The 21,964-nt window shown below is 51.8% G+C and carries 19 protein-coding genes, 1 tRNA gene and 3 pseudogenes; 11 read left to right on the forward strand and 12 right to left on the reverse strand.

The window, feature by feature from the left end; translation table 11 throughout:
- Nucleotides 1–23: 23 nt before the first annotated feature.
- Both V7676_RS16870 and V7676_RS16875 read left to right on the forward strand, forming a co-directional pair.
- The gene (locus V7676_RS16870; protein WP_100093295.1) at nucleotides 24–713 is read left to right on the forward strand and encodes a nucleotidyltransferase domain-containing protein; all 690 of its coding nucleotides are present in this window, start codon (nucleotides 24–26) and stop codon (nucleotides 711–713) included.
- A 30-nt stretch (nucleotides 714–743) separates the two neighbouring features.
- Nucleotides 744–983, forward strand: a complete 240-nt coding sequence (locus tag V7676_RS16875; RefSeq protein ID WP_335660771.1) for a hypothetical protein — start codon at nucleotides 744–746, stop codon at nucleotides 981–983.
- 140 nt (nucleotides 984–1,123) lie between these two features.
- On the opposite strand, the gene V7676_RS16880 is transcribed toward V7676_RS16875, so the two are convergent.
- On the reverse strand, nucleotides 1,124–2,350 hold the full coding sequence (locus V7676_RS16880) for a tyrosine-type recombinase/integrase (protein ID WP_100093294.1): 1,227 nt from the start codon (nucleotides 2,348–2,350) through the stop codon (nucleotides 1,124–1,126).
- Nucleotides 2,351–2,514: 164 nt separating this feature from the next.
- Nucleotides 2,515–2,601, reverse strand: a tRNA-Leu gene (locus tag V7676_RS16885).
- A 459-nt stretch (nucleotides 2,602–3,060) separates the two neighbouring features.
- On the opposite strand from V7676_RS16885, the gene V7676_RS16890 reads away from it, so the two are divergent.
- From V7676_RS16890 to V7676_RS16900, 3 genes are all read left to right on the forward strand, one after another.
- Nucleotides 3,061–6,054: a TonB-dependent receptor domain-containing protein gene (locus V7676_RS16890; protein WP_335660772.1), complete on the forward strand. Its 2,994-nt coding sequence runs from the start codon at nucleotides 3,061–3,063 to the stop codon at nucleotides 6,052–6,054.
- 50 nt (nucleotides 6,055–6,104) lie between these two features.
- Nucleotides 6,105–7,370, forward strand: a complete 1,266-nt coding sequence (locus V7676_RS16895) for a M14 family metallopeptidase (RefSeq protein WP_335660773.1) — start codon at nucleotides 6,105–6,107, stop codon at nucleotides 7,368–7,370.
- Between the two features lie 347 nt (nucleotides 7,371–7,717).
- Entirely contained in the window at nucleotides 7,718–8,509 is a 792-nt protein-coding gene (locus V7676_RS16900; protein ID WP_335660774.1) for a transglutaminase-like domain-containing protein, read from the forward strand.
- Nucleotides 8,510–9,002: 493 nt separating this feature from the next.
- Here the strand turns inward: V7676_RS16900 and V7676_RS16905 are convergent, their stop codons facing one another.
- From V7676_RS16905 to V7676_RS16920, 4 genes are all read right to left on the reverse strand, one after another.
- Entirely contained in the window at nucleotides 9,003–9,236 is a 234-nt protein-coding gene (locus V7676_RS16905; RefSeq protein WP_335660775.1) for a hypothetical protein, read from the reverse strand.
- A gap of 241 nt (nucleotides 9,237–9,477) precedes the next feature.
- Nucleotides 9,478–10,107, reverse strand: coding sequence for a DsbA family protein (locus V7676_RS16910; RefSeq protein WP_335660776.1), 630 nt, complete (start codon nucleotides 10,105–10,107; stop codon nucleotides 9,478–9,480).
- Entirely contained in the window at nucleotides 10,104–11,453 is a 1,350-nt protein-coding gene (locus V7676_RS16915) for a sensor histidine kinase (RefSeq protein ID WP_335660777.1), read from the reverse strand. The genes V7676_RS16910 and V7676_RS16915 overlap by 4 nt, the downstream gene beginning before the upstream one ends.
- 49 nt (nucleotides 11,454–11,502) lie before the next feature.
- A complete protein-coding gene (locus tag V7676_RS16920) occupies nucleotides 11,503–12,183 on the reverse strand; it encodes a response regulator transcription factor (RefSeq protein WP_335660778.1) in 681 nt (226 codons plus the stop codon).
- A 662-nt stretch (nucleotides 12,184–12,845) separates the two neighbouring features.
- On the opposite strand from V7676_RS16920, the gene V7676_RS16925 reads away from it, so the two are divergent.
- Together V7676_RS16925 and V7676_RS16930 are read left to right on the forward strand one after the other, a co-directional pair.
- Nucleotides 12,846–13,670, forward strand: a complete 825-nt coding sequence (locus V7676_RS16925) for a DUF2189 domain-containing protein (RefSeq protein WP_335660779.1) — start codon at nucleotides 12,846–12,848, stop codon at nucleotides 13,668–13,670.
- Between the two features lie 116 nt (nucleotides 13,671–13,786).
- A protein-coding gene (locus V7676_RS16930; protein WP_335660780.1) for an IS630 family transposase occupies nucleotides 13,787–14,847 on the forward strand; the annotation gives its coding sequence in 2 pieces (ribosomal slippage) (nucleotides 13,787–14,279 and nucleotides 14,279–14,847; 1,062 coding nt in all).
- A gap of 588 nt (nucleotides 14,848–15,435) precedes the next feature.
- On the opposite strand, the gene V7676_RS16935 is transcribed toward V7676_RS16930, so the two are convergent.
- The 4 genes and pseudogenes from V7676_RS16935 to V7676_RS16950 form a co-directional block, all read right to left on the reverse strand.
- Nucleotides 15,436–15,924 (reverse strand): hypothetical protein, encoded by a 489-nt coding sequence (locus V7676_RS16935; RefSeq protein ID WP_335660781.1) that lies wholly within the window; start codon nucleotides 15,922–15,924, stop codon nucleotides 15,436–15,438.
- Nucleotides 15,925–16,218: 294 nt separating this feature from the next.
- A pseudogene (locus V7676_RS16940) lies at nucleotides 16,219–16,444 on the reverse strand (TolC family outer membrane protein); the annotation flags it as partial.
- A gap of 68 nt (nucleotides 16,445–16,512) precedes the next feature.
- Nucleotides 16,513–16,728, reverse strand: a pseudogene (locus tag V7676_RS16945) (transposase); the annotation flags it as partial.
- Nucleotides 16,729–16,800: 72 nt separating this feature from the next.
- On the reverse strand, nucleotides 16,801–17,082 hold the full coding sequence (locus V7676_RS16950; RefSeq protein WP_335660782.1) for a hypothetical protein: 282 nt from the start codon (nucleotides 17,080–17,082) through the stop codon (nucleotides 16,801–16,803).
- 227 nt (nucleotides 17,083–17,309) lie between these two features.
- Between V7676_RS16950 and V7676_RS16955 the strand changes: the two genes are divergently transcribed.
- The 4 genes and pseudogenes from V7676_RS16955 (at nucleotide 17,310) to V7676_RS16970 (ending at nucleotide 19,743) form a co-directional block, all read left to right on the forward strand.
- Complete coding sequence (locus V7676_RS16955) at nucleotides 17,310–17,630, forward strand: hypothetical protein (RefSeq protein ID WP_335660783.1); 321 nt, start codon at nucleotides 17,310–17,312, stop codon at nucleotides 17,628–17,630.
- Entirely contained in the window at nucleotides 17,627–18,664 is a 1,038-nt protein-coding gene (locus tag V7676_RS16960; RefSeq protein ID WP_335660784.1) for a phosphatase PAP2 family protein, read from the forward strand. Before V7676_RS16955 ends, V7676_RS16960 begins: the two co-directional genes overlap by 4 nt.
- A gap of 17 nt (nucleotides 18,665–18,681) precedes the next feature.
- Nucleotides 18,682–19,072: pseudogene (locus V7676_RS16965) on the forward strand (IS3 family transposase); the annotation flags it as partial.
- Between the two features lie 227 nt (nucleotides 19,073–19,299).
- The gene (locus V7676_RS16970; RefSeq protein WP_335660785.1) at nucleotides 19,300–19,743 is read left to right on the forward strand and encodes a hypothetical protein; all 444 of its coding nucleotides are present in this window, start codon (nucleotides 19,300–19,302) and stop codon (nucleotides 19,741–19,743) included.
- Nucleotides 19,744–19,816: 73 nt separating this feature from the next.
- On the opposite strand, the gene V7676_RS16975 is transcribed toward V7676_RS16970, so the two are convergent.
- The gene (locus V7676_RS16975; protein ID WP_335660786.1) at nucleotides 19,817–20,080 is read right to left on the reverse strand and encodes a hypothetical protein; all 264 of its coding nucleotides are present in this window, start codon (nucleotides 20,078–20,080) and stop codon (nucleotides 19,817–19,819) included.
- A gap of 964 nt (nucleotides 20,081–21,044) precedes the next feature.
- A partial coding sequence (locus tag V7676_RS16980; protein ID WP_335660787.1) for an APC family permease occupies nucleotides 21,045–21,964 on the reverse strand: 920 nt, incomplete at its 5' end.

A 21,964-nucleotide genomic window follows, 5' to 3' on the forward strand; every position in this document is an offset into this window, starting at 1 on the left:
GCTAATATTTTGCGTGCTGTTCTATGACCGCGATCGCGGTCGCACTTTTCGGAAGCAGGGCAAGGGGCGATCACAAGCCGGAATCGGATACTGACATCCTTCTCGTGGTCACTGAGGGGACAGCCCGGGTCACGACTTCCGGAACAGTTTCCTTGTCCATCTATCCAATCGATGACCTTGCTACCCGTGCTCAGCGGGGCGACCTCTTCACCGGGCATCTCGTCATTGATGCCCAACCTTTGTATGACCCTACCGGATTCATTCCGCAGCTAAGGGGGCTGTGGAAACCAAAGGACGATTATTCCCTCGAAATTCGCCGCGCGTCGGATCTTGCGACCTTCTTGATGTTGCATCAGAATATACTAGCAGCGCCAGCATTCTCCAGCCGGCGCATCGCTTGGTGCGTAAAGACGATTTTGATAGCTCACAGTGTCGCGGCTGGACGACCGGCATATTCCGATCATGACCTGGCCAGCCTTGCGGGCGATGTGAATCTGTTACGCCTTCTGGAGCTCAAGACGCAGCCCGACACGACAACTGAGCGCATGCGGCAACTGGGCGATTTTCTTACACGCTGGGGAATTGTCGGTTTCAGCGCTAACGACAGTAGCGTCTCGGCATTTGTCTCTCACTTCGTAGCGACAGGCAACGAGATCGCATTGAAAACCTTGGCGGCCAAACACGAATATTCTGACGATGATTATGGCGGTTGATGAAACCCGTATACCCTGTGATGCGCCATTATGGTCAAGTTTAGGAAGGAGCGCGAGCAACAGCGGCGCATTGACCTGTTCGATCGAGAATCTGCCGCCCAGCGCCATAAAGTCAGGATCGCCATTCTGGTCGCCGCGCCGAACGGCCTTGGCAGTTGGATGAACGAAGGGCGGTTTATCTCACCTTTCATGCAAAACCGGACTGTCAGGATGGTTCCCTTTGTTGCCAAAACGATCGCTCCGGCAGATTGTCCGCTTTTAGGTAGTTGAGTGGCGGCTCGAATGACTTGAATGAGGGCGCGAAGCTGCCATCGCAGCGGCGGATGAACTAACTGCTGATTCTTGCACCTTCAGCTCCGATACCGGGCTGTCAGGACTGTCCAACTAAAAAGACAGAGACGGTATAGGCACTATTTTCGTCGCGCATACTTGAATTGCACTACTTTGCCGCCTTCGCGCAGTTCATCGAGATAGTCACTCCACCATTGTGCCATCTCGACACGTTCTTTCCAATGTAGGCCGCGATGATAGACGCCGCGCACTGCATTGCTGTCACCATGTGCAAGAGAACGTTCAATAGCATCGGGGTTCCACAATCCGCACTCGTTTAACAGTGTCGAAGCGGTAGCGCGAAGCCCATGCGCTGTAACCTCATCTTTGCCAAAGCCCATCCGGCGAAAGGCCGCGTTTAATGTGTTCTCACTCATGGGCCTTTTGAACGAACGTATTGATGGAAAAGCATATCCTTCAGTTCCGATGTATGACGAGAGCTCGTCAAGGTAGCCGACAACCTGCCGCGACAGCGGTACTGCATGCATCCGCCGTGACTTCATCTTGCCGGGCGGAATTTTCCAAACTGCTTCGTCGAGATCAATTTCGTGCCATTCCGCATGTCTTAGTTCACCGGGTCGGACAAAAACATGTGGGGCAACTAATAAGGCATATCGCGTGAGCAAATTACCACCATAACCTTCGATTGCGCGCAGCAGTCCTCCAAAGTCTATGGGATCCAGTATTGCTGCATAATTGCTGGGTTTCGGTTTGATCAGCGCTCCCTGAAGCATCGTTGTTGGATCACCGCTGCACCTCGTTGTTGCGGCAGCATAACGGAATACCCGGCTGGCGAAGGAACGGCATTTCTTGGCTGTCTCATGCTTACCCTGCGCTTCAAGCCGCTTCAATATCGCCAAGATCTCGAAAGGTTCGATCTTGTCAATCGGCCGCTTGCCAATGCCTGGCTTTAGCTGGCGCAGAAAATACTGTGCCTTTATGATTGTTGCCTCAGCCCGACCATTTTGAGCCATGATGCCTTCAATATATTCCAGAGCAATATCGCCGAAGGTATGCGCAGCCAGAAACTCATTGCGCAGCTTTTCTTTTTTCTTGTCGAATGCTGGGTCGCCTCCGGCGGCCACCAGCTGTCTGGCATCTATTGCAGCGTCGCGTGCTTGTCGCAGACCAATTTCGGGGTAGCTTCCGATAGAGAGCTTCTTTTCAACGCCCTCCATTCGATAACGGAATTGCCAGAGTTTTCCTCCAGCTGGCGTTATTTGGAGATAAAGCCCACGTTCGTCGACGACCCTGTAAGTCTTGTCGCGAGGACGTAATGAACGGATGCGAGTGTCGGATAAAGCCAATTCGAGTCCTTCCCAATGTGGTTTTCCAAAAGGCCCACAAAAAGGCCCACAAAAACTCCGAGAAGGCCCAAGATTTGATGGAACAAGCTGGAACAACACGAAGTCAGAAACCTAGCGTTTCTGCGGGTTTTATAGACTATTAGAGAGAACAAGGGAAGAACAAATGGTGCCCAGAAGAGGACTCGAACCTCCACATCCTTGCGAATACTAGCACCTGAAGCTAGCGCGTCTACCAATTCCGCCATCTGGGCACGGGGTAGGCGATGCGCTTAGCGGCAATCAAAGACCAATGTCAATGCTCCTCCATCGCGCATTATCGCATGACTTGCAAAATATCCCAACCCAAAGCCACTCTGCAAAAACCCAGCTACCATTAAGCCGTATTTGCTCGATTTCGGACCGTGGCATTAGCTTACATCGACGTTATGTCTCACCTCAATACGTCTGAAATTAATCAGTGTGGGTATAAAAGATCGTCCTATACCGAGCTTACAACCTTGGAAAGTCTAACCTGTACCTTAAATATCACAAAAGTGATGCATTCTAGTATCATACAGCTGCTTTTAGTTGACCTGATGCAGAAAAGCGTTCTGTCTAAAACCGTTGTTGTACATATCGCGCAGGGGAAAGCGCAAACCAGCAATGTTTTTTTAAAATTGAATATTTGTTTCTGTCTGATTGTTTTCTATTTTTCAAATGGGGGGTTGGTTATGTCTAGAATCCGTAATGTCTGCACGCTTTTGCTTGGGACCACCGCGCTCATAGGCGCGCCAAATGCTTATACTCAAACTACTGATAAAGCCGTTGATAATGAAAATGTCATTGTCGTCACTGGATCTCAAATCAAGGGGGCCAAGATCGATGACATTCTACCTGTCACCATTTTGACCGAAGAAGCCATTGAAGCGACAGGAGCCATTTCGGGAGATGAGCTTTTCCGCTCTATTCCTCAAGTTGGCGCAACCCAGTTTAACGATCAGAATACGGTTGGCAGCGCCAATGCTGCGCGCGGTGACGTAGCCTCGATCAATCTACGCGATTTGGGAACAGGCAACACATTGTTGCTCATTAACGGCCGCCGGATGGTTTTAAATCCCGGTTTCCAAACCGAATTGCTGGTGCCTGTTGTATCGCCGAATACCAATACTATTCCGCCGGGCGCTGTTAGCCGCGTTGAGGTTTTGCGCGATGGGGCATCGCCAATTTATGGAGCGGATGCTGTTGCAGGTGTTATCGATACCCAGCTTAAGGGCAATATGAACGGCGGTTTCCTGCAAGGCAGGTATGATTTTTCCGATAGCACATCGCAGTTTGAATATAATGTTTTTGGCGGCGTGGGTTTTGACTTCAACGAGGGCCGGAGCAATCTGACGGTGTACGGAAGCTATTTTCATGGCAATCGCGTCGCCGCAACAGAGCAGGATTTTTCGTCGACCGACAATTTTCAACGCTTTTTCGAAGGAACAAGCTTTGAAGGCGATACACAGCTCGATAACCGCAGCACCGTTACTCCATGGGGCCGTTTCAAAGCCAGTTCTCGTATAACAGCAGTTGGAGATGATGATTTCCACATTCAGCCTGCGACCGATGCTGGTTGTCGCATCAATCTTCCGAACGGCATCTGTATTGATGACGGTAGCACGACCGGCAACATAACATCGAATCTGCGCTATGATTCAGCGCCGGTTTCTGATCTTTACTCGGAACGCGATCGTTACAATGCCTACGCATTGTTCAATCATGAATTTGGCGACGGTTTGGAATTTTACGCCGAGGGCTCCTATTATTATTCCAAGTTGAACCGGAATATTGAACAATCGTCTCCTCTTGGCGCAGCGCCCATCACTATTTCGCGCACAGCCTATTATAATCCATTCGGTGCTCCTGACCCTACAAACCCCAATCGCCTTGTGGGCGTTGGTGCGCCTGCCACTGGTGCAACAGTACAAATCGTGGGTTACCGTGCCATTGATGCCGGACCTCGCGATATTCAGGTGACTGGGGACAGCTTCCGCTTATTGGGCGGTTTGCGCGGTGAATTGGGTGAGTGGGATTTTGATTCTGCGGTTCTTTACACGCAAGCAAACACCACCGACCGCGCAACGCGTATTTCGAATACGTTGTTCCAGGCCGCAATAAACCGGACCGACGCAACGGCCTATAATCCGTTTGCGGGTGGCAGTCTGACTGACCCCAATTCCGAGCCCGGCACGTTTAATACCGGGAACAGTCAAGCGACAATCGACAGCTTCGTCGTCGATGTTTTCCGTAAAGGCGAAACAACTCTCGCGCTGGCCGATTTTAAAATTTCGCGTAACGATGTTTTTGAACTTCCTGCAGGTGATTTCGGTCTTGCGCTTGGTGTCGAGGCCCGCCGTGAAACGTTTTTGGATGATCGTGATCCGCGTGCTGATGGCACGATTACCTTTACCGACACGGTATCTGGTTTAACCGATGTGAGCGACATCTTGGGTACGAGCCCGAGCCCTGACACTTCTGGTAACCGTGAAGTCTATTCCGCTTTTGCCGAGGTTTTTGTTCCGCTGGTAAGTGAGGACATGGAAATCCCGTTCGTTCGCAAGCTTGATTTGCAGTTTGCCGCCCGTTTCGAGAGCTTTTCCGATGTTGGTGAAACGCTTGTACCGCGCGTTGCAGCTTCTTGGGGTTTAAACGAAGCCATCACCTTGCGCGGTGCATGGTCGAAGGGTTTTCGTGCACCTAACCTTGCTCAAGTTAATGATGTAGGCACCACGCGCAGCAACACCACGGATGATTTTGTCCGATGCTTGCCTCGCGTAGAGAGAGGGGAAGCCGGCATCAATAACGTAGATGATTGCGCTGGTTTCAGCGTTTCCAGTCTACGCAGCGGTACAGCTGAATTGAAACCGGAAAACACACAAAGTATAAATCTTGGTATTGTTATTTCACCACCTGAACTGCGTGGTTTTACCTTTACCGTTGATTACTGGCGTATTAAACAGACCGGATTGGTCGGTACGTTCGGTTTCCAGAATCAGGTAGCCCTGGATTTGTTGCTGCGCACTCAGGGTAGCTTCAACCCCAATGTTCTTCGTGGTCCGGTTGATGCAGATACGATTGCCTTATTTGCGGGAACCAGTCTTGCGGCTGATCCAGCAGGGCCGATAACGTTCATTCTTGATCCTTATCTGAACCTCGACAGCCGTACGTCCAAAGGTATTGATTTCGGTATGTATTACGACATTGGCGAGACGCCGATTGGTGATTTTAACATACGTTTCAATGCCGCCCGTTTGCGGTCATTCTTTCAGGTGCCCAATACTGACGGTCAATCGTTGCTCGATGCTAATTTCCCGGTAGAGGGTCTGGGTGAGTTGTTGTTGATCGACGGGCGTCCGAAATGGCGTTTCAGCGGCTCGGTTAACTGGAGTTTGGGTAATTTCGATGTGAATCTCTTCGGTAAGTATACCGGAAAATTCCTTGATCCAAGCACGACCAATGTTGCCGGTGAGTCCTTGCCGGTCGATTCTTGGTTCACCACTAGCATCTCCGCTGGCTATACCTTTAAAGACAAAGGCCCGTTGCATGATACACGCATCCGCATCGGGGCGAATAACGTGTTTGATAATGATCCGCCAACTGCCGATGAAAGCTATAGCTATTACGGCGCCGAACATAGCGGAAAAGGCCGCACGTTATATTTCGAAGTTCGCAAGAAATTTTGATACCAACAAGTGGGTGATGCCTGTCATCACCCTCTACTATGGTGGTGTGGATGAATATAAATAGCACTTGTTTTATGGTAGCGCTGCTCGCCAGTTTACTGACGGCCTGTCAATCTCCCCAGCAGACCGCCGCTGTAGAAGCAGGCATCTTGGCCCCCGGGACAAAATGTAGCAGCGTGGCGGCGAGCATCGATACGGAGTTTCCGGCTGGCAACATAGCATCCTGCGAATTTGCCAAGCCAAACCATGTCGATATCCGCATTGCGCCAGAAGATGCTCCGCCGATAAATTGCTCTCCATGGTATGCGTTTCGCGTGCAGCCCAAGGTAACGGGCGAAATTTCCCTCAGCTTGAATTATGATGCCTGCGGCCATCGCTATTGGCCGAGAATCAGTACAGATGGAAAAAATTGGTCAATAGTGCCATCAACCAACATGAAACTCATTTACCGTATTGGCCAGTCCGATAGTGAAAAGGGCGGGATTGAAAACTCCGCGAAGTTCTCGATTTCCTTGGAATCGGGCAAAGCAATATTCGTGTCGGCACAACCTATTATTGCCCCCGCCACTTATGACGAATGGATCGGAAAGCTCGCGCAATCGGATTTCGTTACAACTTGGGAACTGCAAAAATCTAAAGAGGGTCGATCGATTCCAGCGATGTCGATCAAAGCCAAAGGCAGTTGCCCCAGCAAGCAGATCGTTTTAATCGGGAGGCAGCATCCACCTGAAATCACCGGTGCCTATGGACTATTTTCCTTTGTCGAAATGCTCACATCGGATGATCCGTTAGCCCAAAAATTTCGCGCAGAATATGAAACCATCGTCGTTCCGATACTTAATCCGGACGGAGTGGTTCGTGGCCATTGGCGGCATAATACCGGCGGCGTTGACCTTAACCGTGATTGGGGTCCCTTCACGCAACCGGAGACCCAAGCGATTGGAGCTTTATTGCGGGAAATCAAAAATGATCCAAAGCGGGATTTGCGATTTTTCGTAGATTTTCATTCCACATGGAAGGATGTATTTTATACTATCCCCGACGAATATCCTACCGACCCCGCTTTTTTCATTCGCGATTGGCTTGCGCAGCTACAAACACAAATGCCGGAATATCGGGTTAACCGCAATTCGAACCATGAGCCCGGTGGTCCGATTTCAAAAGCTTATGTTTATGAAACTTACGGTATCCCGGCAGTTACTTTCGAATTGGGTGACCAAACCGACCCTGTTCTCATTTCTGATATCGCTGGTGAAGCAGCGATTGCGATGATTAGGACGCTGCTTAAAACGGATTTAAGTAGCTCAAAAAAATAGCTAATCAAGTTCCAATTCTATCGGAAAATATTCGGCCATTGCGACTTCGGCATAAATAAAATTGGCGTTCTATATCTTTCGCCTCTAATATTTTTTAATCGCCGCAAGACCCATTTCAAATTTTTTTGAAATGAAAATTGCAGAAAAATATATCAGTTTTCTAGGACAAAACCTCGTACTAAACAGTGCAATAACTAGACAACCAGTTATATAGCGGCATCGCCCTTACGCCCCGCATACTGCAGTGTGGCTTTATGCTCTAACGCTATAGTAATTCGAACAAGCGAACTTAAGGAAAACTGAGCTCTTGCATAGCCACTGTACCAATTGAAACGAAAGATTTCTGTGTGAACATTCAGGTCGAAGCTTCCATTGCTTATAAATTGCAGCAACCGACAGATTTAATGCTGCAGCTGGAAGTGGCAAAAATACCTGAACAAACAGTAATGGCAGAAAATCTGGCTATCAGCCCCTATGAGCATATGACCAGAGTACCCGCCCATGATATGATCGGTGAACGAATCTGGCTTCATTGCGAAGAGCTATTAGATGTCCGATATACGGCGTCTGTTGCGATAGCTGACTCACTACCCGATTACAGAATGCTGGAAAAGCTGCCGATGCATCTCTTGCCTGGAGAAACGGTACAATACCTCAATGAATCGAGATATTGTCCTTCACAGCAATTCACAAATTTTGTAAATTCTGAATTTGGTCAGTGCCGAAGCGGGGATGACCATGGTGGCCAAATGGTCGGTAAAATCCGCGATTGGATCCACGATAAATTTACGTACGCGTCGGGAACCAGTGACGCTAGTACCACAGCATTAGACAGCTTTGTAGAACGACAAGGGGTGTGCCGCGACTATGCCCATGTGCTGGTTACGCTTACGCGAGCTGCCGGGATCCCGGCACGGGTCGCTAGTGTTTATGCATTAGGTGTTGAACCACAGGATTTTCACGCAGTGGGCGAAGTTTTTCTCGGAGGTGGATGGCATTTGGTAGATGCTACCGGAATGGCTAAAGAGGTCGAGATGGTCAAAATTGGTATTGGTCGAGACGCTGCGGATATTTCGTTTCTCACCGCCTATAATCCAATTGAGATGATACATCAAAAAGTCGAGGTCAGCGTTCTTTAACGGGGACTGCTCAACAGCCTCGCTATAGTTTGGCCACAAAAAAGCCGCCGACCGTTGGGTCAGCGGCGTTATAGTTGGTTGCGGGAGTAGGATTTGAACCTACGACCTTCAGGTTATGAGACGGAATGCTACATATTTATATAATTGATAATAAATGCTTTTCATTGATATTATTATGCCATGTGTTAAAAATTGTGTTAAAATTTTCTCTCATTTGGACTGAATTGAGGATTTTTGTGTTTAACCGCTAACACAAACGGGTGAGAACGCCAGATTACTGTCGGCTTCAGAACCGGCGATTGGGGTAGAGCGATCAAATTAGGCTTTGCAACCAAAATTACAATTTGGATTCAAAGCGTTTGTCCGTAATACTATAGGAATGATATCCAAAAACAGATTTCTTACCAGTACGCCAACCCGTGCTTGGATTGGCCAGTTTGCTCCAAAAGAGCAGGAGCTTGCGACAGAAATGCTGCGCAAGATGCATTTAGTTTCACGCAATGCCTTCAATGAACGCATAATAAAACTCATTCTTGATAGAGCCAGCAATGGTTCCGAACCGATTGGTCTTTATGTAGAACGTGAATTGCCTGAGACAGATGGCGTCCCACACCCCATGTTTGAACAGGCCGAACGAACGCCAGCCCGCACGCACGGCCCTGGTCCCCAACCCGTGCAGACGCCCGAGCACAAAGCCGATGTTGGAAGTGAAGGTATTGTCGCTCAACTGGTTTCGGAGCTCTGCAGACGTTGTAGATGGACAGTCATTTCGTTCAGCGTACCCTGCGAGCGACCTCACGCCTGCGAAATAAATAATAGGCTGCGGGCACAACAAACAGAGAGATCAAGGAAGCGCTCAGCATTCCACCCACCATCAGGGCTGCAATCCGGGGCATCACCACGATTGCTGCATTGGCTCCATGATGGCAGCTTTACCCTGTTAGGGCAAGCGCGCGCCTTATGCCTTATCACACTTCACGGGCGCGAGCGAAGACATCGTGGAACTGGCGCTCGGTGACCGCCCCCTCGACCAGAATGTGGTTGGCCAAGTAGCCCGGCGTCCCTTTCAGTCTCAAAGAAAACGCGTCGGACGCATTTTTAGCAAGAATTCTATCTATGTCGATCCGTCGCAGGATCAAATCCTCAGCAAGCCGCTCCCAATCGACCCCGGCGGCGAGCGCAGCAATCCGCAAGTTCGCATCGTCCAACCGCCTAGGGTAGCGCATCAACTCATCGTGTAGAGCGAAGTAGCGGCCTTGTGACGCCGATGCGATCGCAACGCGGGCCGCCCGTTCCGAGATCGCGCCCAGTATGGGCCAATCCTTGTAAACCACACCGACACGGGGGTCATCCGCCAGCGCTCTGTGCATGACGCTATTTGCCAGTCGGCAAGATGGGCACTGATAATCTGTGAATACCACCAACGTCACGTCTGCGCTTTCAGGCATGATGCGCGGGACAGAGAGGTCGCCCAAGATGGCATCGATCAAAGGGGTTTCAGGTAAGGTAGTACCGACGGATTTCCAGCGCTGTAGCAGGAGAATTGCCGCCGACCCTCCAAACACCGCTATGAGCAGCTCACGGCGTTCTTTGTTCATGTGATTGTTCCTGCCGAGCGCCCATCGTGGTCCGTATTTTCCGATAGATAAGCAGGCAGCTCCAAGATCACTTTTAAACCGGGGAGATTATCTGCCAAAGTCAACGTGCCACCATGCGCGCGAGCAACCGCTGCAACGATGGACAATCCGAGCCCACTTCCGGGTTTCGTTTGGCTTTGGTCCAACCGCGACAAGCGCGCGAGCGCGCGATCATGGTCCTCAGCAGCAATGCCTATGCCGTTGTCCGCAACGGACAAAATCACCAAGCCATCACGGGTCTCTGTCGCGACCTGGATATTTGATCCGCCGCCGGAGTATTTGATGGCGTTGTCGATCAAATTGACAACCGCATGCATAAGCAAGGGGCGAACGCCTAGGACAATCGCCGGCTCCTCGTGTACATTCAGACTTCGGCCTTCGCTTTCTGCTACGGGTTCATACAGGGTCACCGCCTCGATCACAACAGACGCCAGATCCACGCGCCTGAAGGCATCGACCGAAATAGATTCGGTGCGAGCAAGTCCGAGAAGGTCGTTGATCAGCTTCAAAAGGGCATCAAGATCCTGCACCGTTTCCATGAAGAGGACCGGATCAGCTAAGCTGTCTCGCATGATCGCCAATTCAATGCGGGCCTTTATCCGCGTGATTGGTGTTTTCAAATCGTGAGCCAATCCGTCGGTTGCAGCGCGCAGGCTTACCAACATCCTTTCTACCTCGGAGAAGCAGGCGTTGACCATCTCGGCCAACCGATCATATTCATCGCCACGACCGGTCGTCGGCAACCGCACGTCTAAGTGGCCCGCAAGAAACTGCTCGCCGGAGTCGGACGCGCGTTCAACGAAACTTAGAGCGCGACGGCTGATCCACCAACCGAACCCCAGCCCTATTAATGCAGTGAGACCGATTGACCAAATCAAGGTCTCGATAAACCGATTGCGTAGCCGCACCCGACCAGTGGCGAGATGACCCACGAGCAAGCGGCAATCGGGGCCGAGACGCACAATCTGGGCATCAATATTTCTTGTTATAGTCCCTTGGCTGTTTTCTAGTGGAATGGCTCCGCTACTCCAGCCGTTACTCTTCATATCCTGCGGCCATTGGGATAGGTCGCCCGCGATTACCTCAAACTGGCTATTGCCGATGATGTAAACATAGTCACGAATTTCGTCATGACGCGCGCGCGCATCGACAAACCGCAGTAACTCCGGAAGTCCACCCGCTGCATAGCGATCTACAAAACTGTTAATTTCTGCGCCCACGACGTGCCGTGACTCAGCGTCAAGGACGCTGATCGTACGGAAATACTGAAGCGTTAGCGCGGTGATGGTGGCAACGAGGGCCGCCAACGTGATCCACAATGCACCGCGGAAAGCGGCCGCATGGGTTCGGGGCCGCCTATAGGGTATCGAGACGATAGCCGGCCCCCCTTATGGTGTGAAGGAGGGGCGGCTCGGTTGGACAATCAATCTTGCTTCGGAGTCGGCTGATGTGAACATCGATAACGTTGGTGCCCGTGTCGAAGCCATAATCCCAAACTGCCTCCAGCATCATCGTTCTTGTCACTACCTGCCCGGCGTGCCGTGCGAGGTAATCGAGAATCTGAAACTCTTTTGCTAACAAATCAAGTTCCCTATCCCCGCGTTTAGCGGTTCTGGAGAGAAGATTGAGTTCCAAATCCGCTACCCGCCGAATGGTTGGTGTAGTGGCCAAGCCCTCGGCGCGCCGGATGATCGCAGTCAGTCGGGAAATCAGTTCTTGAAATGAGAAAGGCTTAGCCAGATAGTCGTCGGCACCGCTATCGAGCCCGTGGATGCGATCGTCTACCTGACCGAGGGCGCTTAAAATTAAGACCGGGACCTTTCTACCCTCTGCCCTCAAAGCCTGAAGGACAGATATCCCATCAAGCTGGGGAAGGCTTCGATCAAGAATGATGGCATCATATTTACTGGTAAGAGCCGCAGTGAGCCCATCGACTCCGGTTGCGCTATGATCACAAGCATGACCTAGCTCGATCAGCCCGTGCCGAATATATTGTGAAGTCGCGATATCGTCCTCAACCAACAACAATTTCATCATTTACCTCACTGAGTGCTAGGTTACCCATTTCTGCGGAAGGCAGGACGGAGTATAGCATTTTAGAGCACTGGCGTCATGAGCTTTCAAGTTGCGCAAACATGCCAATCGATCAGTCTCCTGTCCTAAAAAGTACCAACTTGCCGTCTGATGCATTACAGAATTAGAAAATTGGGGGCTATGGAGCATGATCATGCTGGACTTAAAGGCACATCAGTCAATAGGCACTTCATAATGTTCAACTTTCTGCGTTGCAAACGGCCCATCAGATCTTTTATGTCGAACCGACGAGAGATCCACAACAGTTTAAGGGCATGAGCTTACGCACACCTGTTCCACTGATTACATCGATTTCATACTCGCGACATCGATAAAACAGTTCGAATGCAAAGTCGGCAGACTTTCGGTTCTGGGAATATGACAGATTCATAATTGCGCAATCAGCACGTGGTGAGCGATAGCGTCGAGAACGGCAATCTTTTGGGGGTCGGACGATGGCCGACTGATGCAAATAAATTATGTTCAGCTCTCTTAGTGTCCTGTCAGTCAAATTCGGGAATTCTGACACCGAATTCATCGGCAGCACAGACGATACGCGGTCACGTCGTTTAAGTGATGTTTGGAATCGAACTACTCATCGCACCTGACCCTATGGAGATATCATCATGACCGATCGACTACTTCGCTATCGCGAGGAACCCCAAATAGCTGGCGGGCGGCGTGATCGCAATATTATCAAGCGAAAGCTCCCGTCCATTCGGAAGATTGGGCTTGGAGATTTGAGGAGCGCACTGGCGGCGGGGATGGAGGATTTTCTCGCAATGCCCAGCCATGTCGTATTTCTTAGCATCGTTTACCCGGTCTTTGGCTTGTTTGTTGCTCTGATCTCGGCAGACCGCGACGTCATGCCCTTGCTAATCCCCCTCACAACTGGCTTTGCATTGATAGGTCCCTTCGCGGCGCTGGGACTGTATGAGCTGAGCCGCCGCCGTGAGTTCGGACTCGACGTGTCCTGGAAGCACGCCTTTGCAATCTGGCACGCGCCTTCGCGCGCCAGCATCGCAATTCTGGCGAGCGGACTTCTAATGATCCTTCTTGCCTGGCTATTCGTCGCCCATACACTATATCAGGTTTTGGATGTCGATCCGGCGGTCTCACTCCCTCGCTTTTTCTATACGCTGTTTATGACATCAAAAGGCCAGACGCTTCTTATCGCAGGCGCCACCAGCGGTTTTCTCTTCGCAGCTGTCGTCCTCGCCGTTTCAGTGGTTTCGTTTCCGATACTTCTTGATCGCAACATCAGCGCCGCTAACGCGGTCCTGACCTCGCTGCGCGTAGTACGATTAAACCCGGTGCCAATAAGCATTTGGGGGATAATCGTCGCCCTGGCGTTGGCACTAGGCTCAATTCCTCTGTTTGTCGGTCTCCCGGTTGTCATACCTGTGATTGGGCATGCGACGTGGCATCTCTATCGTCATTTGGTGGAATAGCAGGAAGTGACAGCAAGCATTGGACTTATACCAAGTCTCATTGATTCTGACTCGCTGAGGGGATTCCCATTTTGCTGATTTTCTGATTCAGTGTCGCAAGCTAAAGGAGGTTTGCGATGGCTGGAGCGATAGGGATGCGAGAGGACTATACCGGGCCGGATTTGCGCCGTCTGGCGCGACGATGCAGTGATGCAGATCAGGTTCGGCGTTTGCTGTCTTTGGCGGCGATCGTTGATGGCGGCAGCCGGAGCGATGCGGCTAGGGTCGGCGGCGTTACCTTGCAGATTGTGCGTGATTGGGTTCTGCGCTTCAACGCCGAAGGGCCTGATGGGCTGATCTCCCGCAAAGCACCTGGCAAGGTTCCGATCCTGAATGACGAACAGCGCCGGGCACTAGCCGAGATCGTGGAGGCCGGGCCGATACCGGCATCGCACGGCGTCGTTCGTTGGCGACTGATCGATCTGGCGCAGTGGATACGGGATGAGTTCGGCCTGTCGATCACCAAGCAGACATTGAGCCGCGAGATGCGGGCGCTGGGCTATCGCAAGCTGTCGGCAAGGCCACGCCATCAGGGGCAGCGCCCTGAGGATATTGCCGCTTTTAAAAAGACTTCCCCACCCGTCTGGCGCAAATCCGCAAAAACCTCTCCCCAGGGACACCGATAGAGTTGTGGCGGCAGGATGAGGCACGGATCGGTCAGCAGACCAAGCTCACCCGCCGTTGGGCCAAACGGGGCACTCGGCCCTCAGCGCCCAAAGATCAGCGCAGAGCTTCGGCCTGGATCTTCGGTGCGATCTGCCCCGCCGAGGGCAAGGGGGCTGGCATCGTCTTGCCCCGCTGCAACAGCGAAGCGATGAGCCTGCATCTCGAGGAGATCGCCTTCCACGTCGCACCGGGTGCGCATGCTGTTCTGATACTCGATCAGGCAGGGTGGCATGGCTCGGCCGAACTGGTCGTGCCCGCCAACATCACCCTCATGCCGCTGCCGCCCAGATGCCCCGAGCTAAACCCGGTCGAAAACGTCTGGCAGTTCATGCGCGACAACTGGCTCTCCAATCGCATCTTCAAATCCTACGACGATATCGTCGATCACTGCTGCTTCGCCTGGAACAAACTCGTCGATCAACCCTGGAAAATCATGTCCATCGGTCTCCGTCCATGGGCACATGGGTTCTAATCAATGAGACTTGGTATTACCAATCAAAGCGCTGCCACGCCTCTTAACCCTCGCAGCCGAGATTATGAACAAGCTTCCTGAAAAGGTGCGATCTCGCCAGCTAACCTTGGGCTCCATCTAGTCTGAGGACCACAAGTGGACGATCTGCTATACACGAGAGTTTTTTGTGCAGCGACGCGCACCGGGAAGTTTCCTTCAAGTTTTCGGCTTGTTAGTGCCGAGCCAAGTGGCTCCTGCCTCTTATGAAATTCGTATGTCAGCTTTTCAATCAACTCGTCGTGCAGGAAGCGCATTGATTTATGATTGTTGCCGACGGGCATAACCGGTTTGTCATCAATACCGAGCCAATCCTCTATCATTCTTGCACCCGCCATCGGTAAGTGCTGCACCCGCCGTGATCGGGCAAATGCCCGGAATCTTAAATAGCTGGCCGCTTGTCCCGTCGATGCGGTACCATGCCAGCAGTATCTTCGTTAACAGTCTCCCCGGCAAATTGCGGAGGCCGACTTGTTTTTCTTTGGGGACTGCTGGTGAAGCAGCCGGTGTGATTGATTTGAATCTGGCGGATGGCGAATTGAGGAAACTGCCTTAATGGCCCCGTCCATGTCCTCCGCCGTGTCCGCCACTTCCGTGCCCTCCCCCGACGTGACCGCCACCTCCGTGGCTAACGCGGCCATGCCCACCGTAGCCGCCGCCATGAAGCCCTATTCCGATAGAGCCAAAAAAGGGCCGGCTGTAACCGCCATATCTATAATAATATGGATCGTAATAATTGCCCCGGCCGTAATAATTCCTCGCGTAATTTGCGCGCGGCATCGGCGCGGCGATTAAGCAAGTCGGCGCCGAGACTGCGGAGGCTGGTTCAGCATTGGGCTGCGTAGCCGCTGCAGGCGGTGTGGCTTGCGGTGGGCCGGCTTGCGGTACGATGTTCACCGGATCTGCCCGGAATGCTCCTGGTGTCGAACAGGGTACCGCGAAATAAGCATAGGATTGACTCGGAGGCGGGTATGTCGCGCAGCCAGCCAGTACGAGCAGCGATGCAACTCCGGACGAAAGCTTGAGTGTAGGAGCCAACATGTGATTCTCCGGTTTCCAATCCAAATATGGATTACTTGCATTCTACACTCAGGATTTAACGCGATGCAACTAAAGACCGAAAGCTGAAATCGATGTAACACGCGCGTAATGTTAGCTCTGCCGCGGACCGCCCAATTTGATGCAATCTGGGCGCAAAATATGTCAGGATCGATGCCGCTGATTGCAAAGCTCGGAATCATTGATCCGTCATTGACGACTTGCAGGACTGGTGAGTTTGTCGCGACTCTGGCTGGTCTTCGATCCATGGATCCTCGCAAGGACCATAATTGGATGAACGATTGGAAACACGGCTATAGTCGAGCGGCGGATCGTATAGTGAGCCACCGAACAGGCCGCGATCTTTCGCTTCAGCCCGCCCCATCGCGGCACGCAAAGTAAATCCCGCGACATAGGAATCGCGCCGAGCAGTGACGAGTTGCACACGGCTATTGAGTAGTTCCTGCTCGGCATTGAGAATCTCCAGCACTGTGCGATTGCCGACACTGCTTTCCGCCCATACATGTCCGCAAACGCTACTGGGGTCAGCGCATCGTCGCATTCCTGCATCAAAGTATCAAATATCCCCTTCCAAATCCCGCGCTGTGCCCAGCGAATAAAGCGGTTGGAGACAGTCGTGCGCGGGCCATAGCGCTCCGGCAAATCCCTCCGGGGAGCACCAGTGCGCAAAATATAGAATATCTTGTTCAGCACCCGGCGGTCATCCACCCGCGCAGGCCCATGCGTGGCTGGCGGCATTAAACGCTCAATCGCTGCCCATTCCTCATCTGACAAATCAAAGCGCATAATACAATCTTCTTCACGGAGACTGAATCAATACTGAAGCAATAGATCAAACCCTCAATATGGGTTCACACCCTACTGAATTTCGCGGTGCCGCTGTGAAATAGGGCCACAGTGAACATGTGCGCCTTTCACGGTAATCACACCGAGTGCGGCCCGCGCGGCGCACCTCATTCGGCTATGTATAGGGGAACCGGGTACCACATCACGCCAAGGAGGCAGCGGCTTTTCGCCGCGCACATCGTTCCAGATTCTGGCTGCGATGGTTTCGAGCTCTTCGGTTGTCGGTGGCCGCGCGTGCGCCATGCAATCAACCAGCGCGTCATGGAAGATGCGAGAGAAAGCGCGTGAATTCATCGCTTGTTCGGGGTGCTTAGTAGGCCCGATTGGGCGAGTAACGGCGCGGCCGGGAGCATTGCGGCTGCCGCTAGGGTAAAGCGGACAAATTTAGAGTTGTGCATATCCGTTTTCTTAGTTGTGTCTAGCCACCAATACGAAGTGACATCGGCCCACCCCTCAAAAATAATTTTGAGGGCAAAGCGGTGCAGCTTGCATATTAGTAGGCAGATCACTCAAACAGGACCATGATTATTCCGCTAACTGACAACAAACTAGATGAGATGCTCGCCAGCCTGAACTCTGCTTTACCTCGCGCAGCATTTGCGATCGACGATGGATTTGAGAATAATGTCTGGCTGCGCATAGGTGAAATGAACAACCGCCGTCTTTCGCGCCAGCAAAGCCTTCTGGCGACGCTGATAGTCGTGACCGCGATGGATGCGGGGCTAGGAACAGCCGAGCAGCCGGCGAGCCTGTCAGATCACTTTGGTTATATAGCTAACTATGTGCTTACTCCGATAACACCAATTTTAAGAAATGGCCTTGTTGAGCGAGGCAGCTCATGAATGCGGCAAGCGTTCAAGCTGAGTTCGATATTGTTTTGGCCTGCCCATCTGCAGTTATTCCACTAAGCTGGATTTTGTCTGTGATGGCTTGTAGCCTGCTAGTTGTATCCTTGATGATGGATTGGGCCGGGTTGGGCATAAATTTTCTCAGACCCAGTAACGCAAAATATCTGCTGGTGCTGACCCTGATTGCTGGCATAAAATTTGGGTTATGGAAAGCAACCGGAAATCCGTCCAGGATTGTGAGCGATTTCAGCGAATATGTGGGTCTGTTTGCTTTTATCAGTCTGCTGGGCGCAACAGCTAGCTATCCCGCAGCAGTAGCGACGAGCGGATTTGTTGATGCGGAATTAGCGCGCCTTGATGTGCTGCTTCGTTTTGACTGGCCAAGTTGGTATCGGTTGGTTTCCGCAAACCCTGCTCTCCAACAGATCGGCAGCCTTGCCTACGCCAATATTTATCTTTCACCAATTCTCATATTCGGGGGCCTTGCGATTACCGGAGAAAGGACACGCGCGCAGCTTTTTCTTATCAGTTTCTGGCTTGCGGCGGTGATTACGCTGGCACTGTTTCTTGCCTTTCCAGCCGTTGGTCCGCTGGCCTATCTTTGGAAAGGCCCGGTCACATACATGCCTACCAGTGCACTTTATCAGGCAGAATTGTTGCCGCTCTTGCAAGGAAGAATCATGAGCCAGGTAGATCTAGGCACCCTGCAGGGTCTGGTTTCCGCACCCAGTTTCCACACCGCTGCGGCTGTCATTTTTATCGTCATCGCTTGGCAGACCAAATATTTACGCTGGCCGTTGATGCTAATGAATGGAGCGATGCTCCTTTCAACGCCGGTTGAGGGCACGCATTATCTGACCGACATGATTGCGGGCGGATTTGTGGGCATATTTTCCGTTTGCGCGACTGCTGCGATACAACACATCGTTTCAAAATGGAGAGAAAGCCACTCTTTAAATGTGCCAAAAGCATGGCAATTCTTACCATTGGCGGTCGATCAGCATTCAGAGCGGTCGTGGCGCAAATGAGTGAAGGTTAATAGGCTAACCGCCGCGTGGTGGCCTGGGCCGTCAGCGATAGAATGAAGAAGGATTTAGCTGTCCGGGCGCGGGATCTGGCGGTGCGCCTGCGCCAGCCACCGGAGGGCTGCCTTGTCCATTCGGAGCGCGGTAGCCAATATTGTTCCTATGATTACCAGAAGAAGCTGCAGGCCTGCGTCCTTCGATGAGCGGCAAGGGTAATTGCTATGATAATACGTCCGTCGAGAAACTCTTCAAATCATTGAAAGCGGAACTGATCTGGCGGCAAAGCTGATCAACACGCAGACAAACCGAAGCCGCCATCTTCCAGTATATCAACGGGTTCTACAATACCCTTCGCGACATTCATATCTGAGCGGCACTAGCCCGCTCGCGTTCGAAACCAAGGTGGCATAATGAGATCGGTGGCCGGCACAAACTCGTTACAAGTCCGAAGGTGGCAACCAGCGAACATTAGTTCGTCTGTTTCAGGGGCCGTCTTGGCCTTACTTTAGCCGAAACATGGTACTGCCAGCAACATGTCGTGAAAGCGAATTCATAGTGGGTTCAGAGATATGATGCCGCCAAGGCGTACACTCTAATTTGACGGCTGACCTTAAGTCGCCGAGCAAGAGGAGTAAAATATGAGGACTCGAACCAAACTGGAGATGGCCTCACTCGTGAAACACGGGTTTGGTCGAAGACGTATTTTCAAACGCATCGCCGTTTCAGGGATGTTGCCGATTCTTATCTTTGTAAGTTTGGGCGTGGCACACGCGGCAAGTGATCCAGAGCCGCCGGATCGACTAGTTTCGCTAATCGTTTATGGTTCTGAGCCTTGTCCGGCGGGGAAAGATGGCGAGATCGTAGTTTGCGGTCGTGAGCCCGAAAGCGAGCGTTACCGGATTCCCAAGGAACTGCGCGAAGTCAAATACCGACCTGCCGAACAGAGTTGGGCAAGTCGCGTCCATACTCTCGACGATGCTTCACGCTCAGCGCGACCCAACAGCTGCTCGGTTGTGGGCTATGGCGGCCAAACCGGTTGCTACGCTCATGCTCTGGAACAATGGCGCGCCGAACAACGGTAGGTCGGCAAAGCCTCGCTTCGACCCTTAGATTAGGGTAGTTTTGTGGAAAGCATTTTTAGCCGCTCTTGCGAAGCTACCGTGAAATGAGGCCAGAGCGATCCTGAGCGCTGTCCGCGGTTATCAAACCGAGTGCTACGCGCGCGGCGCGCGCCATTCTATTATGTGTCAAGGAACCAGGCACCACTTCATGCCAAGGGGGTAGCGGCTTTTCGCCTCGCATATCGTCCCAGATTCTAGCTGCCATGACTTCGATCTCTTCTGTTGTCGGTGGCCGCGCATGTGCCATGCAATCGATTAGCACTTCATGGAATATCCGATAGATTGCGCGAGATTTCATCGGCTGTGAGAGACGCTCGGTGACTGCGGAGAATAGATTTCCCGTTGGCCAACTACAATATGAACGCCCACCTTGCGCCTTGCAGTTCCCTTGGTACCAAAGCGACTAGTCGGTAGATAGCCGGGACTGGCTCGCGGATCTCGATTAGAAATTTGAGGGATGCCCAGCTGGTGCAAGTCAGTTGAAGCAGATGCTACCTTGGTCGTCATTTCTAAAGCTCCATCGCGTCAATTCGGGCCCCATCAGGTTCAGCGTTCGCGCGATGTTGACCATAAGATGACCCCGGCCGCCAACAGGGGGGCGGCGGCCGGGGCAGCCGTCGGCATCATTTCCCGAATGCAACGGTACTGATGCCGACAAGTCGGGCCAGAACGGGGGGGGGGGGACGCTCTGACCCGGCTATTATTCTAGAATAGAACTCCTTTCATGGTTGTGATCGAAACTGGGTGAGATCGCTGCTGCGCCCTCAAATCCTCTGCGAATGCCGATATGGCGAACTCTCTGAAAGATAATGAGATATTTGTATGCAAGGTATCGTCATTTCCGCCACTCCATAACGTGAATCCGCGTTATGTCCCTTGTGGACTTTTTAGCACTTCCTTTCCTGAGTGGGAGATTAAAAACAATTCATGTGTCATCTAGAAGGAGGCCCTACACTACTAAGTAAGACCCACACCAAGCGCTATAGCGAGTTAGCTCCGGGCCACCATACCCGGATGGACGTATAATTCCTGTCTTTCACCTGAAAAAGGAAGAGAAAATACGGCGCTTTCGACATGCTGCCATCGACTATGTCATCCGTGTTTGCGCGCTGACAATCCACAAGAAGCATAAAGCCCAATCACCAGTTTACGGGTTTTACCCAAGCTGGTTGATTTGAGCCATTGATGCGTCCGGTGGTTAACCTGAAAGTCGATAAATCCGGTTATTCTAAACATCGACAGACCAAGAAAAATTGTCCAGATCAATGGGAATGCCCTTCCATGCCGGTTTCTGCCTTGTCGTCACTCCGGCGGTTGGATAAATAATATTTCTCGAAAGCAAAAAATCCGGCAATGCCTGCGAAAGAAATAGCAATGATCATTGGATCGCTAGCTGCTTTCATGGTCAGGAACGCTCCAAGGACAATCAAATCCAGGATGATCGCGCTAAGTAAAATCCACCCCTTTGCACCGACATCTTCCTTGAGATGGCGATACACGCCCCAGTGGATGACGATGTCCATAACCAGATAAAATATAGCCCCCAAGGATGCTATTCGGCTCAGATCAAAAAACGCAGCCAGCAGCCCTGCTGCTATAACAGTGAAGACAAGCGTGTGCTTTTGCACATCACCGGGCATTCCAAAATGGCGATGCGGAATGAGGTTCATGTCTGTAAGCATTGTAAGCATGCGGGATACGGCAAAAACACTCGCAAGAAGCCCCGATGCGGTTGCAATGATGGCGACAGCAACCGTGAACCACACACCGTAATCACCAAAGGCAGGACGGGCCGCCTCTGCTAGCGCATAATCTTTGGCAGCAGCAATTTCACTGATGCTTAACGTAGACCCCACGGCGAGCGCCACAGCCATATAGACAACCAAAGATATTGCCAGGGAGATCATGATGGAGCGGCCGATGTTTTTCTTAGGGTTTACAACCTCGCCGCCGCTATTCGTGATTGTGGTGAAACCCTTGAAAGCCAATATGGCGAGGGCGATGCCAGCAATAAAGCCGGTCGGGGAAGCTGCTTCGCTTGGCGCAGCCTGGGTAAATTCGAACGTGAACCCGGATGCCCAGAGAATAGTGAGAGAGAAGATTAATATCCCGCCAATCTTTAATATCGCGGTGATCGAAGATATCGCGCCGATAATCTTGTTGCCGGCGATGTTGACGATAA

Source organism: Parasphingorhabdus sp., from assembly GCF_036963805.1.
In the GTDB taxonomy this organism is placed as follows: Bacteria; Pseudomonadota; Alphaproteobacteria; order Sphingomonadales; family Sphingomonadaceae; genus Parasphingorhabdus.